The organism is Streptomyces sp. HP-A2021 (assembly GCF_022807935.1).
Taxonomy (GTDB): Bacteria; Actinomycetota; Actinomycetes; order Streptomycetales; family Streptomycetaceae; genus Streptomyces; species Streptomyces afghaniensis.
Genome location: NZ_CP094344.1, coordinates 8,487,332 through 8,502,213, shown reverse-complemented (window position 1 = coordinate 8,502,213; position 14,882 = coordinate 8,487,332). Strand labels below are relative to the sequence as shown.

General features: G+C 69.4%; 10 protein-coding genes. 3 read left to right on the top strand and 7 right to left on the bottom strand.

The window, feature by feature from the left end:
* Positions 1 to 2: 2 nt before the first annotated feature.
* Positions 3 to 980: a fumarylacetoacetate hydrolase family protein gene (locus MQE23_RS38370; RefSeq protein WP_020275783.1), complete on the bottom strand. Its 978-nt coding sequence runs from the start codon at positions 978 to 980 to the stop codon at positions 3 to 5.
* Positions 981 to 1,008: 28 nt separating this feature from the next.
* Positions 1,009 to 2,154 (bottom strand): VOC family protein, encoded by a 1,146-nt coding sequence (locus MQE23_RS38365; RefSeq protein WP_243381533.1) that lies wholly within the window; start codon positions 2,152 to 2,154, stop codon positions 1,009 to 1,011.
* Positions 2,155 to 2,289: 135 nt separating this feature from the next.
* On the opposite strand from MQE23_RS38365, the gene MQE23_RS38360 reads away from it, so the two are divergent.
* Complete coding sequence (locus tag MQE23_RS38360; RefSeq protein WP_020275785.1) at positions 2,290 to 2,925, top strand: TetR/AcrR family transcriptional regulator; 636 nt, start codon at positions 2,290 to 2,292, stop codon at positions 2,923 to 2,925.
* 126 nt (positions 2,926 to 3,051) lie between these two features.
* On the opposite strand, the gene MQE23_RS38355 is transcribed toward MQE23_RS38360, so the two are convergent.
* The 3 genes from MQE23_RS38355 to MQE23_RS38345 form a co-directional block, all read right to left on the bottom strand.
* The gene (locus tag MQE23_RS38355; RefSeq protein ID WP_243382889.1) at positions 3,052 to 4,431 is read right to left on the bottom strand and encodes a DEAD/DEAH box helicase; all 1,380 of its coding nucleotides are present in this window, start codon (positions 4,429 to 4,431) and stop codon (positions 3,052 to 3,054) included.
* 238 nt (positions 4,432 to 4,669) lie between these two features.
* Positions 4,670 to 6,049, bottom strand: coding sequence for an RICIN domain-containing protein (locus MQE23_RS38350; RefSeq protein ID WP_243381532.1), 1,380 nt, complete (start codon positions 6,047 to 6,049; stop codon positions 4,670 to 4,672).
* 31 nt (positions 6,050 to 6,080) lie between these two features.
* Positions 6,081 to 7,511, bottom strand: coding sequence for an endo-1,4-beta-xylanase (locus MQE23_RS38345; protein ID WP_243381531.1), 1,431 nt, complete (start codon positions 7,509 to 7,511; stop codon positions 6,081 to 6,083).
* 371 nt (positions 7,512 to 7,882) lie between these two features.
* Here MQE23_RS38345 and MQE23_RS38340 point away from each other — a divergent pair, with 371 nt between their 5' ends.
* Together MQE23_RS38340 and MQE23_RS38335 are read left to right on the top strand one after the other, a co-directional pair.
* Positions 7,883 to 9,337: a non-reducing end alpha-L-arabinofuranosidase family hydrolase gene (locus MQE23_RS38340; protein WP_037672182.1), complete on the top strand. Its 1,455-nt coding sequence runs from the start codon at positions 7,883 to 7,885 to the stop codon at positions 9,335 to 9,337.
* A gap of 145 nt (positions 9,338 to 9,482) precedes the next feature.
* Positions 9,483 to 10,703: a metallophosphoesterase gene (locus MQE23_RS38335; protein ID WP_243381530.1), complete on the top strand. Its 1,221-nt coding sequence runs from the start codon at positions 9,483 to 9,485 to the stop codon at positions 10,701 to 10,703.
* Between the two features lie 19 nt (positions 10,704 to 10,722).
* Here the strand turns inward: MQE23_RS38335 and MQE23_RS38330 are convergent, their stop codons facing one another.
* Both MQE23_RS38330 and MQE23_RS38325 read right to left on the bottom strand, forming a co-directional pair.
* On the bottom strand, positions 10,723 to 12,660 hold the full coding sequence (locus MQE23_RS38330) for a S41 family peptidase (RefSeq protein WP_243381529.1): 1,938 nt from the start codon (positions 12,658 to 12,660) through the stop codon (positions 10,723 to 10,725).
* Positions 12,661 to 12,709: 49 nt separating this feature from the next.
* Positions 12,710 to 14,662, bottom strand: a complete 1,953-nt coding sequence (locus MQE23_RS38325) for a DNA/RNA non-specific endonuclease (protein WP_037672190.1) — start codon at positions 14,660 to 14,662, stop codon at positions 12,710 to 12,712.
* Positions 14,663 to 14,882 lie beyond the last annotated feature (220 nt).

Here is a 14,882-nt window from a genome sequence, read left to right as displayed (position 1 = left end):
CCCTACTTCGCGTCCGTGACGGGTGTGCGCTGCTCGCCTAGGTCGATCCGGCCGTCCGGGGTCGCGATCGTCGCGGTGATCACGTCCCCCGCGTGCAGGTAGTGCGGATTCCTCGCCTGGGACTTGAAGAACGCCTTCCACTTCAGGGCGGGCGGCAGCAGCGCGCCGATCTTCTCGACCGGCTTCGGCGGAGCCTTCAGGGCCGTGCCGCCGGGCGTGCCGGTCAGCAGCAGGTCACCGGGGTCGAGGGTCTGGAACCGGGCCAGCAGCGTCAGCGCCTGCGCCGGACGGACGATCATGTCGGCGAGCGTGCGGTCCTGGCGCAGCTCGCCGTTGACGGACAACTGCAGCCGCAGATCGAGGAGACGGACGAAGTCCTCCGGCTCCAGCAGGGCGAGGTACGGGCCGGTCGGCGTGAAGGTGGGGTACGACTTGCTCTCGTAGAACTGCGTCTTCGTCAACTGGACATCGCGGGCGCTGACGTCGTTGGTGATCACCAGCCCGGCGACGTACGACGGCAGGTCCCGCTCCTCGACGACGGTGCCGACGGGCAGCGGCGCCCCCATGACCAGGCCGAGCTCGATCTCGTAGTCGAGGAACTTCACGTGGGAGGGCCGGACGACGGTGTCGCCAGGCCCGCTGACCGAACCGGACGCCTTGCGGAAGAAGGCGGGCGGGATGTCGCCGGTGAAGCCCGAATCGCGGGCATGGCTGCGGTAGTTGACCATCTGGGCGACCACCCGGCAGGGGGTGGTGACCGGCGAGAGGGCGACCAGGTCGGCGACTGGCGTGCCCGTGTCGCCCGACAGGGCCGCCTCTCGTACGGCGTCGAGGTCGGCGATCAGCTCGGCGGTGGTGGCGGCCTTGGTGTCGACGGGGACGGCCCGGTCGATGGGGGTCCCCCCTGCTCGAGCGGAGTCGAGAGCTCGGGGGAGGGCGACCCACCATCCGTCGGCGGTGCGCAGGACATTGGTGCTCATGTCAGTACCTTCGTGAGGGGGTTGGGGTTCAGGACTTGGCGGCTTTGAGCAGGCCCAGCAGGCGCGCCGGGTCCATCTCGTTGTCACCGCGCAGGGCCTGGATGACGTCGCGGACCCGCTGCGGGGAAGGGCTCGCGCCGAGGAAGTCGCGGGTGGCGGGCGGACCCCACTGGGCCAGGCCGCTCGTCGACATCGGCGCCCACCCCGGCTCGACGTCGCGGGAGAACAGGTCCCCGTCGGCGAAGTGCTCCAGCATGAAGCGGTCGGTGTCACGCCAGTAGTCGAAGAGCTGGCTGCCCTGGATGTGCCGGCCGATGCCCCAACTGCGCCGGTAGCCGCGCTCCTTGAGGTACTCGCCACCGGCGGCGATCGAGTCCAGGTCGGTGACCTGGTAGGCGGAGTGGACATAGCCCGTCCCCGGCCCCAGGTGCATGGCCAGCGTGTGATGGTCGGCCGGCACACTGCCGAGGTCGCAGCGGATGAACGCCATGACCGGTCCGCGCTCGCGCTGCCCGTCCAGGAAGAGGAAGTCGGACACGATCATCCCCAGCGTGTCCAGGTACCAGTCCAGGGCCCGGCCGAATACGCGGGTCTCCAGCACCACATGTCCCAGGCGCTGGATGCGGGACGGCTCGCGCGGCGGACGTTGCGTGGCGTTCGTACGGCGGCGATCGGTGCCGAAGTTGAGCAGCAGCGGCTGCTGCTCGGGCAGCGCCGGCAACTGCTCGCCGCAGTGCACGACCCGCACCGGGAAGCCCGAGGGGTCGAGCAGATGGACCGCCTTGCCGCCGCCCGGTACGTCCGTGTCCCGCACGTCGGAGCCGGTGGCCCGGGCCAGCCGGTCCAGATCGGCCCACTCCGCCGCGCGGAACGCCGGGCCGATGAACCGGGATGCACGGCCACGGCGGATGACCATGCACGGCGAGCCGGCGAAGGTGCCGCGCAGCCACAGTTCACTCTCGGTGCGCACGGCGACCTGGAACCCGAAGTCCCGGGCGAAGACCTCGGCCCGGACCAGATCAGGCTTCTCGAACTCCAACCAGGCCAGGTCCGCCACCTTGATCACGGGATTCCGCGCCCGCCCGGGGTGCTCGCCGCGCAGGGCGCCCTGTTCGCTGTGGAGGTCCTGGTGGGCCGTCCTGGCATCGGTCCCGTGGACGCGGGTTTCAGACATGGTGCCCTCCGAGCGACATCGCCGTAATGAGGAAACCATCAACTATGATGGGCCTATCGTCAAGGTGCTCGCGGCAAGAAATGATGGATTCATCAGAGCTGCTGGCGTTATCGTCCCGACGGCTAGAATCAGCGCATGCCTACGTCAGCCCCACCCAGTAACCGGTTCGAGCGGCGCCGCGCCGAGACCCGACGCGCGCTCGTTCGCGCCGCCCGGCAGATACTCGCCGAGACCGGTGACACCGGCGCCAGCATCCAGGCGATCGCCGAGCGCGCCGACGTGGGCTTCGGTTCCTTCTACAACCACTTCCAGTCCAAGACCGAGCTGTTCGAGGCGGCGGTGGTCGACGCCCTGGAGGAGTTCGGCCAGAACTTCGACAAGCGCCTGGCCGGGATCGATGACCCGGCGGAACTGGTCGCGACGGGCTTCCGGCTCAGCGCCCGCATGGCCGACTCCCACCCCGAGCTGATGCAGGTTCTGCGCCGCCGGGGCTTGGGCCACATCCACTCGGACAACGGCCTGGCCCGGCGGGCGCTGCGTGACGTGGAGGTGGGTATGGCCTCCGGCCGCTTCACCCCCGTGGACCCGACGGTTGCGCTGTCCGCACTGGGTGGAACCCTGCTGTCCCTGGTGGAGCTGAGGTTCGCCCGCCCCGAACTGGACGGCGACGAAGCCGCGGTCGACCTGGCCGAGATGGTCCTGCGCATGCTGGGCGTGCCACCGGACGACGCCCACGAGGTCGCCCGCCGCCCCCTGCCCGACCCCGCCTGACCTACCCCGCCACGCGATGGCCGCGAAGCCCGGCCGGAAGGTGACCGACCCCGGCCGATCTCCGGTCCCGGGTATCCGTCCAGCAGCGCGGACGAAGACACCGCCCGGCAGTCCGGGAAGCCGGTCTCAACCGCCGCGCCGCACACGGGCCGCCCTGCGGGCCTCCGCGAGCTTGCGGGCCTCGCTGCTCCTGCGGGATGACCTGCCGCCGGAACCGCCCCCGGCGTCCTTGGTGGTGCCCAGGCCGCGGAACGGGGCGTTGTGGTTCTTGGGGCGCGGTACAGCCGGCCCGCCGTCGAGCAGCTTTCCGGAGGGGGCCTTGGCGCCGGTGATCCGGCTCAGCTCCGCCTCGCCGGAGCGCACTTTGGTGACCTTGGGGGCGACATCGGCGTCCGCCATGACCTGGCTCGTCTCGCGGCGCTGTGCCGACAGGACGAGTGTCACGACCGTGCCGGAGCGGCCGGCCCGGGCCGTGCGGCCCGCGCGGTGCAGATAGTCCTTCGGGTCGGTGGCCGGGTCGACGTTGACCACGAGGTCGAGGTCGTCGACGTGCAGGCCGCGTGCGGCGACGTTGGTCGCCACCAGCGCGGTGACCTGTCCGTTCCTGAACTGGGCCAGGGTCCGGGTGCGCTGCGGCTGGGACTTCCCGCTGTGCAGGGCGGCGGCGGCCACGCCGCTGGCCCGCAGATGCCGCGTGAGCTGGTCGACGCCGTGCTTGGTGTCCAGGAACAGCAGGACGCGGCCGTCCCGAGCGGCGATCTCCGTGGTCACGGCGTACCGGTCCGGGCCGTGCACGACGAAGACGTGGTGCTCGATCGCGGAGACCGCGCTGGACGAGGGGTCCACGGAGTGGACGGCGGGGTCGCGCAGGTAGCGCTGCACCAGCTGGTCGACGTCGCGGTCGAGGGTGGCGGAGAACAGCATCCGCTGCCCGTCGGGACGCACCTGGTCCAGGATCTCGGTGACCTGCGGAAGGAACCCCAAGTCACACATCTGGTCGGCCTCGTCCAGGACCGTGATGCGCACCCGTCCCAGTCGGCAGCCCTTGCGCTCGATGAGGTCGTGCAGCCGACCGGGCGTGGCGACGACGATCTCGGCGCCATCCCGCAGCGCGGCGGCCTGCCGTCCGATGGACACTCCGCCCACCACGGTGGCGAGCCGCAGTCGCAGCGCCTCGACGTACGGGGTGAGCGCCTCACCGACCTGCTGCGCCAGCTCCCTGGTAGGCACCAGGACGAGCGCCAGCGGCTCTTTCGGCTGCGCGCGCTGCCCGGCCGTCCGGGCGAGCATCCCCAGGCCGAAGGCGAGGGTCTTGCCGGATCCGGTGCGGCCCCGGCCCAGGACGTCCCGTCCCGCGAGCGCGTCCGGCAGCGCCGCCGCCTGGATGGGGAAGGGCACCGTCACACCGTGCTCATCGAGCGCCCGCAGAATTTCGGCCGGCAGCCCCAGCTGCGCGAAGGACGGCGCCGTGGGCGCCGCCGAAGTGGCGCCCGACGCCTCGGACACATCGTCCTGCCGCTGGGCATCGGCACGTGCTGATTCGCTCACAGAGAGCCTTCCTCCGAAGGGACCGTACCGAGGAAGGCGCGGCAGGGACGCGGCCACCAGCCAGAGACACCGAACGGAGACCGGCACAGCGACGCTGCAAACGCATAACGCTAGCACGGGACACGCCGCCCGGGCCTGTCGTGTCCCGTTCGGGTGGAGCCAGGATCATCCTGGCTCCACCCGTGGCGCGGGCATGTCACTGGAACTGTGCGAAGAACCTCCAGATCTCTGCTTTGGTCCAGGTGGTGACGCCGCTTTCGCCGGAGGAGCCGTCGACCGGACCGGGTATGTGGCCTCCGTCGAACGCCGCCCATTGGACCGGGTATCCGGCACGGCAGCCCGAGTAGGTGCTGGTGATGTGCGTGCGGCTGCCCGGCGCGGGCTCGCGCGGGCTCTGGGCGGTGCAGCCGTTGTTGCGGACGAATGTGTCGCGCAGGGACCGTCCTTGCCCGATGTTGAGGACGTTGTCGCTGATGCCGTGGATTCCGAAGTAGGCGATGGGCTGGTTGCCGCCGCTGCACCCGCTGATCTGGGCGCCGGAGATGACCGCGACGGCCCTGAAGACGTTCGCCCGGCTGCATGCGAGTGCGTAGCTCATACCGCCGCCCCAGCTGAATCCCGTGGCGAAACGCTGTGCCGGGTTGACACAGAGGCCGCCCTCGATGCGCCGGATCATGTCGTCGACGAAGGTGACGTCCTCACCGCCCGAATTGGCCCAGCCGTTGCCGAGACCCTGGGGGGCGACGAGGATCGCGCTGTTGTTCGACTGTTCCTGTTGGCCGTAGTAGGACCAGGCGTTCCCGCTCGTGCCGCCCGAGGCGACGTCGCCGGCGGTGCCGCCCCGCCAGTGGAACGCGAAGATCAGCCGGTAGCGGTGGCTGTTGTCGTAGTTGGCGGGAACCCTGAGGATGAAGCTGCGGCTCTTGCCGCCGCTCTGAATCGTGTGCGTGCCGCTCGTCAGGGTCGGGGCGCTGCCGCATCCGCCGCCACCGCCACCGCCACCGGACGACAGCTTGACCATCTGCCATTGCTGGTTGGCGCCGCCCCAGTCGGAGTACTGGACGACGTTGCCGCCGTCGGCGGTGGAGGCGCCCTGCACCTCGACCGCCTTGCCGCTGGTGCGGTTGATCAGCCGGACGTGGCCCGCGTCGGAGTCGGCCAGGCGGAACTGCTGGTTGGCCCCGTTGTGGTCGGCCCACTGCTGGATCGCGGCGCCGTCCGCGGTCGAGGCGCCGGCCACGTCGAGCACCTTGCCCGAGTGCCGGGCCTTGAGGCGGTAGAAGCCGCCACCGGAGTCCACGAACTGCCACTGCTGGTTGGCTCCGTCGGTGCGCGTCCACTGGCTGACCCGCGCGCCGTCTGCGGTGGACGTGCCGGAGACGTCCAGCGCCTTGCCGCTGTTGCGATTGACCAGGACGTACCAGGCATTGGTGTCCACCGTCGCCGCCGCGGCTGGCGCCGGATTCACCACGGCGAGCATGCCCATCGCGAGGGTCGCGGCCACCACGGCGGCGACCCGGGACCACCAGCGATGTCTGCGTGGAGGGGCGGGAGAAGCCGCACCGTAGGTCCTCATCGACTCACCCTTTCGTCTGTGACAGGCCCCATCAGGTGCGGGTCCAGCGCTGGTTGCCGCCGTTCGAGCAGGAGTAGAGCTGGATCAGGGTGCCGTTGGCGGTGCCGGCTCCGACGGCGTCGAGGCAGAGGCCGGACTGGACGCCGACGATGGATCCGTCGGAGTTGAGGCGCCATTTCTGGTTGTCGCCGCCCCAGCAGCTGTAGATCTGGACCTTGGTGCCGTTGCCGGTGCCGGCGGCGTCCAGACACTTGTTGCCGTAGACCCTGAGCTCGCCGGCGGCGGTGTGCGTCCACTGCTGGTTGGTGCCGTTGTTGCAGTCCCACAGCTGGAGCTGGGTGCCGTCGGTGGTACTGGTGCCGGGCACGTCCAGGCAGCGGCCCGAACCGACGCCCTTGATCGGTCCGGAATCCGCAGGGGGCGTGGTGGAGCCGCCGTTGAGTGCGTTGAGGACGGCGGTGTAGGCGGGCTTCTTGCTGCCGTTGCCGTTGAACAGCAGCGGCGTCTGCTCCGCTCGCCAGGAGTCGGTGTCGCGCACACCCCAGACGGTGATGCCGAGGCAGCGCGGGACGGCCAGGCAGTCGTTGGTCACGTTGGCGTAGGTCGAGGCCGGGGCGCCCTGGATGTCGAGTTCGGTGATGGCCACGTCGACGCCGAGGGCGGCGAAGCTCTGCAGGGTGGTGCGGAAGTTGCTGTTGTAGGGGCTGCCGCTGTTGAAGTGCGACTGGAAGCCGACGCAGTCGATCGGCACGCCGCGCTGCTTGAAGTCTCGGACCATGCGGTACATGGCCTGGGTCTTGGCCCAGGTCCAGTCCTCGACGTTGTAGTCGTTGTAGCAGAGCTTGGCGGCCGGGTCGGCGGCGCGCGCGGCGCGGAAGGCGACCTCGATCCAGTCGTTGCCAGTGCGTTGCAGGTTGGAGTCGCGCCGGGCTCCCGAATTGCCGTCCTCGAAGGCCTCGTTCACGACGTCCCACTGGGCGATCTTGCCCTTGTAGTGGGCCATCACGCCGTTGATGTGGTTGATCATCGCCTGGCGTAGCGCGCCGCCACTGAGGCGCTGCATCCAGCCGGGCTGCTGGGAGTGCCAGGCCAGGGTGTGGCCGCGCAGCTGCTTGCCGTTCTGCACCGCCCAGTTGTAGACGCGGTCACCGGCGGTGAAGTTGAACTGACCCGGCTGCGGTTCGGTGGCGTCGATCTTCATCTCGTTCTCGGCCGTCACCGAGTTGAACTCACGGCTCGCGATCGACGTGTACGCCGAGTCGCCCAGCCTGCCCGAGGCGATGGCGGTGCCGAAGTAGCGGCCGCTCTGCGCCGCCGCGGCACCGAGCGTGTTCTCGGCGGCGTGTGCGGTCGGCGGCGCGACCAGCGCGGTGACCACACCGAGGACGCCGACGACCAGCGCCAGCAGCAGGCCGCGGATCTTCCGGCGGACAGCGGGTCTGGGAAGGGCATACGAGCCCATGACTGTGCCTCCAAGGTCGAAAGCAAGGAAGGACTGGAGCGCAGGGGAAGTGGCACCTGTCGTGCAGCACAGATTGCTCAGGGCCGACGCGGTTCGATATCTCGAACTACGGCCGGTTTCTCAGACCGGATGATTGAGGGATTGACGATGCATCGTCAATACTCCTCACAGAAGAAGTTTCGATTTCTCGTCCGAAACATTCGAGGCTGGCCGAGGCGCTGTTTGTAGACAGATCAGCGACAGGCCTTGACCAAAGGGCCCCCCATTCCTAGCTTGTGGCGTCAAAGCTTCCGGGAATTCTTCGAAACATTTCGAGATGGTTCCCTCGGGGCCCTCTCGCCCCCGCCCCCGCCCCCGAAGGAGTTCCCCTGATGCGTCTGAGACGCTTACTCGCCGTCCTTGCGCCCCTGCTGCTCGTGGCCACCTTCCTCGGTGCCCAGCCCGCCGGCGCGGCGACCGTAGACCCCAACGCCTCGTATGTGCTGGTCAACCGCAACAGCGGCAAGGCCCTGGACGTCTACAACATGGCGACCGGCGACGGCGCCCGCATCACCCAGTGGACCAGGAACGATCAGGCCCAGCAGCAGTGGCAGTTCGTCGATTCCGGGGGCGGCTACTACCGCATCAAGTCCCGCCACTCGGGCAAGGTGCTGGATGTCCACAACTGGTCCACCGCGAACGGCGGCTCGATCGTCCAGTGGACCGACCTGAACGCCACCAACCAGCAGTGGCGGCTGGCCGACAGCTCGGACGGCTACGTGCGGCTCATCTCGCGCCACAGCAACAAGGCCCTCGAAGTGCAAGGCGGCTCCACCGCCGACAACGGGAACATCGTCCAGTACGACGACTGGGGCGGCACCAACCAGCAGTGGCAGCTCGTCAAGGTCGGCGGCGGCAACCCCGGCACGTGCGATCTTCCGTCGGCATACCGCTGGACCTCGACGGGCGCCCTGGCGCAGCCCAAGGCCGGGTGGGCCTCGCTCAAGGACTTCACCGTCGCCCCCTACAACGGCAAGCATCTCGTCTACGCGACGACGCACGGCGCCGCGGGAACGGGAGCGGGCTGGGGTTCGATGAACTTCGGCCTGTTCACCAACTGGCCGGAGATGGCCTCGGCCGGCCAGAACCCGATGTCGGCTTCCACCGTCGCGCCCACGCTGTTCTACTTCGCTCCGAAGAACATCTGGGTGCTCGCCTACCAGTGGGGCGGTGGGAGCGCCTTCTCCTACCGGACGTCGAGCGACCCCACCAACCCCAATGGCTGGTCAGCACAGAAGGTGCTCTTCTCCGGAAGCATCACCGGCTCCGGCACCGGCCCCATCGACCAGACGCTCATCGCTGACGGCCAGAACATGTACCTGTTCTTCGCCGGTGACAACGGCAAGATCTACCGGGCCAGCATGCCGATCGGGAACTTCCCGAGCAGTTTCGGCTCGAACTACACAACGATCATGAGCGATACGGCGGACAACCTGTTCGAAGCCCCGCAGGTCTACAAGCTCCAGGGCCAGAACCGCTACCTCATGATCGTCGAGGCGAGGGGCTCGCAGGGCCGCTACTTCCGCTCGTTCACGGCCACCAGCCTCAACGGCTCATGGACACCCCAGGCCGCGACCGAGAGCAATCCCTTCGCCGGCAAGGCCAACAGCGGCGCCACCTGGACCAACGACATCAGCCATGGCGAGCTGATCCGCACCAGCGCCGATCAGACCTTCACCGTCGATCCCTGCAACCTGCAGTTCCTGTACCAGGGACGCAACCCCAACTCCGGCGGCGACTACAGCCAATGGCCCTACCGTCCGGGTCTGCTGACACTGCGGCGCTGACGGCGTGACACGGGTCCGGCTCCGGTAGACAGCCGGCGGGGCGGGCTCGGCGGAAGGCCGAGCCCGCCCGGGTCACGCGACAACCTCAGCGCAACACTGACCGGATACAGTGCGCGGGACGGCAGCCCGGTCAGGGAGGGGAAGCGTGACCGACACCAGCAACACCCGACCCGCCGACAGCGAAGCGCAAGCTCCCCGGCAGAGCCGACTGCACCGCCTGATGCGCTACCTCCCCCTGATCGCCCCCGTCCTGCTGTGGGCCGTGCCCTGCTGGGTGCTCCTGCACACCGGCCAGCACTGGCCGCTGCCCGTCACGCTGGTCGGCACCGCCCTGTTCGCCCTCGGCCTCGTCGGTATGCCGCTCGCGATGGTGCGCGGCCACGGCCGGCGCCAGCAGGACCGGGCGGCGATCGTCGGTGACACCCTGCTGGGCACCAGCTGGGTTCTGTTCACCTGGTCCGTGCTGCTCGGCGTCCCCTTGCGGCTCGCCCTGGCCGTGGCCGGCGTCGCCGAGAGTCAGGACCGGGCCCGCATCGTCACTTGCGCCGTCCTCGGCGTGACCGCCGTACTGCTCGCCTGGGGGTACGCCGAAGCCCGCCGCGTTCCGCGCGTGCGCCGACTCGACGTGCGCCTCCCACGGCTGGGTGCCGGGTTGGACGGCATCCGCGTCGTCCTCATCACCGACACCCACTACGGCCCGCTCGATCGCGCCCGCTGGTCGGCCCGGGTATGCGAGACGGTGAACACTCTGGAAGCCGACCTGGTCTGCCACACCGGCGACATCGCGGACGGCACGGCCGAACGCCGCCGCGCCCAGGCCGTCCCCCTCGGTACCGTGCGGGCCACCCGGGCCCGTGTGTACGTCACCGGCAACCACGAGTACTACAGCGAGGCCCAGGGCTGGGTCGACCTGATGGACGAGCTGGGCTGGGAGCCGCTGCGCAACCGCCACCTGCTGCTCGAACGCGGCGGCGACACCCTCGTGGTCGCCGGCGTGGACGACGTCACCGCCGGGTCCTCCGGCCTGGCAGGCCACCGCGCCCACCTTGCCGGAGCCCTGAACGGCGCCGACCCCGACCTGCCCGTCCTGCTCCTGGCACACCAGCCCAAGTTCGTCGACCGGGCGGCAGCCGCCGGCATCGACCTCCAGCTCTCCGGCCATACCCACGGCGGCCAGATCTGGCCCTTCCACCACCTGGTCCGCCTCGACCAGCCCGCCGTCGCCGGCCTCAGCCACCACGGCACCCGCACCCTGCTCTACACCAGCCGCGGCACCGGCTTCTGGGGCCCGCCGTTCCGCGTCTTCGCCCCCAGCGAGATCACCCTGCTCGTGCTCCGCTCCCCCCACCTGCCCACCTCGCCGTAGCCGGGTTCTGCTGAGTCGCCTACGACAGGTCTCTGGTCATGCTCGCTACCAGGCGGCCGACCTCGAAGCCCTCCAGGTGGGCGGTGTGTGCCGAGGCGGCGCCCTGGACCAGCAGGTCGGCCTGGCCGCCGGTGAGGTCGACGGAGGCGCGGGGGCGCTGGTCGAGGTAGACGTCGACGCGGTCGACGTTCTCCGCCGCGAGCTTCAGATGGAGCGCGCCGTCGGCGGGGGCGGCCTCGGTGATCGTCACGGCGTGCGGAGGCAGACCCTGCAGGAGCCGGCCCGCGTGGTCCAGGAGATCGGTGTTGCCCTCCAGCAGGTCGCGGCGCGTCATACGGTGCAGCTCGTCGGGGACGACTCCCAGGTCCTCCACCGGCGTGCCCGAGTTCGGGCCGACCCGCAGCGTGCGGCGTATCGACACCCGCATCCCGGCGCCCTTCGGCAGGGGCGTGTAGGGCGTGCCCGGGTCGTCCGCCAGGAACTCGGACAGCAGGTCATGCGTCCAGACGTTGGCGCCGCCGGCGCCGGTGTTCTCGTCGGTGCCGAGCACGGGACCGATGCCGTGGTCCTGGAAGCCGGCCGCGAAGATGTCCGTGGCCGAATAGCACCGGGCGTTGGTGATGAGCACGACGGGCCCGAAGTACTGCTGCCCGATGGCGTTGGCGCCGTTCTCGGGACTGATCGGGAAGGCGCCGGAGTAGACCGAGCCGGTCTCGACGGCCTGTTCCATGGACGGCACCCAGGGACCCAGATCCAGTCCCGGACCGCCTTGGAACCGACGGCAGATCCGCAGATTGAGCGGGGTGTTGACGAACTGCACCGGTTCGGGGGCGATCCGGCGCGGGGTCAGCGTCTGCAGGGTGAACTCGGCCGCGTGGATGTGCCCTCCGCCGTTGTCCCGGACGTCCACGATGAGCCCGCCCTGCGGCAGTTGCCGGATGAGCCGGACGAACTCGGCGACGAACGTGCCGGGGCTGCTGACGTTGAAGGTGAAGATGCGGATGTGGCCGAACGTTCCGGACGGCGTGGTGACGGCCCGGGCCCGGAACACCTTGGGCATGCTGGTGGCGATCTCCCCCGCTCCCAGGTCCGGCAGGGATTCGTCCGCCTCGGCGGCCCGCTCCTGGGCGACCACCCGGGGCGCGAACAGCAGCACCTTGGCCCGCTGGGTCTCATCCCCGTCGAGGTCCAGGCCCTGGGACACGGCCGTGTCCCGGTCGGCGGAGACGAACGAGGGCAGGTTCTCGACGATCTGCCAGCTCTGCCGGAGTTCCCGGGCCGTTCCGGCGAGGTCGATGTAGCTGACGGTCACCCACTCCTCCAGCGGCGGAAGATGGATGACGAGCGGCCGCACGGTCAGCGACTGCACACCGCGGCTGCGCCGCGCCGCCGTGTTGCTGCCGGCGAACCGGGCCGCGTTGAGGTCGACGGCGTCCAGAATGGGGATGCCGCTCCAGTGGGTGATCTCGACCCCCGGCTCGAACCCCGGGGCCGAGAAGCCGCTCGCCACATGGGTGACCAGGAACCGGGTGCGGTCCCCTTCCGTGCAGGACTCGACCAGGAACGGAAGGAAGGCGATCTTGTCGTTGAAGGGGTCGGGCAGCAGGTAATTGGTGTGCAGGTCCCGCACCGAGTGGAAGATCTCCGACATCTCCGCGTGGAACAGCCACTCCCTCGGCATGGTCTGCGGTGTCTGCCGCTCCATGCGCCGGCGCAGCAGCCGCAGCCGCTGGACCGGGTTGACGGCGTGCATCGCGGTCTTCAGGGGCAGATGGACGTAGTTCTGCTCCAGCAGGACCAGGGCCTGGTCGACGAGGAGCCGACGGTCCTCCAGGGACAACTGGTCGGCGCCGTGCAGGAAGGCGGGCAGGGGGGCCGCGCCGAGCAGGTGGTCACGTACTGGTTCCGCCGCGTTCCGGAGGAACTCGGGTGCGTTCTCATGAACCGGTTCGGGCATGGTGATGCGCCGGCCTTTCATGGTGTGCGTGCGGGGCCTTGACGGGGAGTCAGCCCCACTCGATGTCGGAGGTGGTCTCCAGCGGCGTGCGGTCCGCCGCCGCCTCGGGCACGCGCAGGGTGTCGCCCTTGTGGAGGGCGGCGGGGAAACGCACCCGGGTGCGGTCCTCGACCTCGCCGAGGGTGACCTGGAAGACCCTGAACTCGTCCAGTTCCAGCGCTTCGAGCTGGTCCAGGTTCTGGGTGAGCAGAAACGCCCTGGCCCTCAGTTCGCCGTTCTGGGTGAAGACGATGACCTTGTAGAACTCCCGGGCTACGGGCACGTCGCGGTAGACACGGTCGTCGTCCTGGAACACGGGTCCGCCGAAGACGCTGATCTTCAGGTCATCGACGTCGACGTCGGCGAAGACAGCGTCCTCCAGCGCTCCCCACACCCCGTTCTTGGAGCTCTGGTTGAAGTCGTCCATCTGCGGGGTGATGTTGGTGTAGAAGAACGAGTCGGTGTTGGCCTTGCGCGCCTCCGGCAGGCTGCCCCAGAGCAGGTCGGCGCGGCGGGCGATGTGCCCCCGGTCGAGCCGGTTGGCCTGGTACAGCTCGTTGCCGACCTGCGCCGTGCCGGGCAGCCTCGGATCCTTGACGAAGGGGATCCCGCTGCGGCTGAGCTTCTTGAGCGAGCCGCCGTCGACGTTCCAGGCCACCCAGAACGGGAAGCGCCGCTTCTTGCTCAGGGTGAGGGAGAAATGCGTGTACGGGATGACCGGCGAGCCGTCCAGGAGTGCGGCATCGCGCGTGAGGTCGGTGTCCAGTTCCGGGGTCTCGACCCGTTCGCCGAGGAAGTCGGCGTCGTAGCCGGCGATGATCTCCAACTGCTCCGGCGCCGGCTGGCTGAGGGTGATGTCGAGCTTCTCGAACACCGAGGTCGACAGGCAGGCGAGGGCGTGCTCGTCCGGCTCGCCGGTGCCCTCGCCGGCGAAGTGCAGGCCGGCCAGCACCGTGCTCACGCGGTCGTCGCCCTCCTTGAACATCCACACCGCGCCGGAGTCACCGCCACTGCTGACCTCACCGTCCGCCGACGGATGGGCGGGATCCGGGCCGATCTCGAAGCACCCGATGGTCTGCACGCCGGTCACCCCGCCGTAGTCGATCTTCGCTACGGTGTCGACGCGGCGGACGATGCCATGGGTGACCCCGGTGGACCGGCCGCTCTTGACCACCTTGTCGCCGAGCTCGGGCTCCCCCAGGGTCCGGGGGGCGACGTCCAGTTCGAGGATCTCCGGGAGCGAGTTGCGGTCCTCGATGGTCGCCACCGCGCAGTCCCCGGCCACGCCCAGGTGGGAGCGCTTGAGCACGCCCATCCGGTTGCGGTCGATGCGGTTGTCGTCCCGTGTGCCGGGCTGCACGACCTCGATCCCCAGCTCGCCGAACGGCCCGTGCAGCACATGCCAGTTGCTGAGCACGTACGGTGTGCCGTCGGCCCGGTCGAACACGACGCAGCCGATGGTGCCGGCCGACACCGTCACCGCTCCGACGCTGGCCCCGGGCCGGATGGGATCCAGCCGGCTCTTGCGCAGCGGGCTCTCGACCTCGGCCACCATGTGGAAGCTCGGCTTGTAGGTGCGCTCGATGACATCGGTGGGCACCTCGACGCCGTCGACGGTGATGCTGGCCGGGATCAGCGAGGTGCCCAGGGACTCCAGCGCCTCCGGCTCGGCCTTGGTCGCCACGGTGAACTGCAACGCCACTTCGCCGCCCGGCTGGTCGCCGGTGACCTTGCGGCCGACGCCCACCGACGTGATGTTGGGATCCTCCAGCAGGTGCGGGCCACGGACGCGGACGTACTGCCGCAGCGACGAGATGAGTTCGTCGTCGGAGGGCGAGCCCTTCTTCGCCGAGGCCGTCTTCGCAGCGGGCTTCGACGCGGACTTCGAAGCGGACTTCGACGCGGACTGCGATTGCGCGGTCTTCGAGGTGGTCTTCTTCGGATTCGTGGTTCTGGTGGCCATGCTGGCACGCATCCCTTCGGGGCCGAGCACCGGAGAGGTGCCGGGGCGCAACGCCTTTTCACTGGTGAGTCATTCGGTGGCGGCGCCTTTTCGGCCCTCATGTCCATCATGGTCCAGCAGCATGAAGAGGCAAGTTGACATTGGAGCTTGCCTCTTCTGCACCTTGGCGAGTCATCCCTCGGTCAATGACATCCAATGAAGCGTCAAATGTTGAAGGCAG

Bases quoted from the DNA above. Each gene is read 5' to 3' on its own strand.
- MQE23_RS38370 (WP_020275783.1), bottom strand. From the start codon at position 980: ATGAGCACCAATGTCCTGCGCACCGCCGACGGATGGTGGGTCGCCCTC.
- MQE23_RS38365 (WP_243381533.1), bottom strand. From the start codon at position 2,154: ATGTCTGAAACCCGCGTCCACGGGACCGATGCCAGGACGGCCCACCAG.
- MQE23_RS38360 (WP_020275785.1), top strand. From the start codon at position 2,290: ATGCCTACGTCAGCCCCACCCAGTAACCGGTTCGAGCGGCGCCGCGCC.
- MQE23_RS38350 (WP_243381532.1), bottom strand. From the start codon at position 6,049: ATGAGGACCTACGGTGCGGCTTCTCCCGCCCCTCCACGCAGACATCGC.
- MQE23_RS38345 (WP_243381531.1), bottom strand. From the start codon at position 7,511: ATGGGCTCGTATGCCCTTCCCAGACCCGCTGTCCGCCGGAAGATCCGC.
- MQE23_RS38340 (WP_037672182.1), top strand. From the start codon at position 7,883: ATGCGTCTGAGACGCTTACTCGCCGTCCTTGCGCCCCTGCTGCTCGTG.
- MQE23_RS38330 (WP_243381529.1), bottom strand. From the start codon at position 12,660: ATGCCCGAACCGGTTCATGAGAACGCACCCGAGTTCCTCCGGAACGCG.
- MQE23_RS38325 (WP_037672190.1), bottom strand. From the start codon at position 14,662: ATGGCCACCAGAACCACGAATCCGAAGAAGACCACCTCGAAGACCGCG.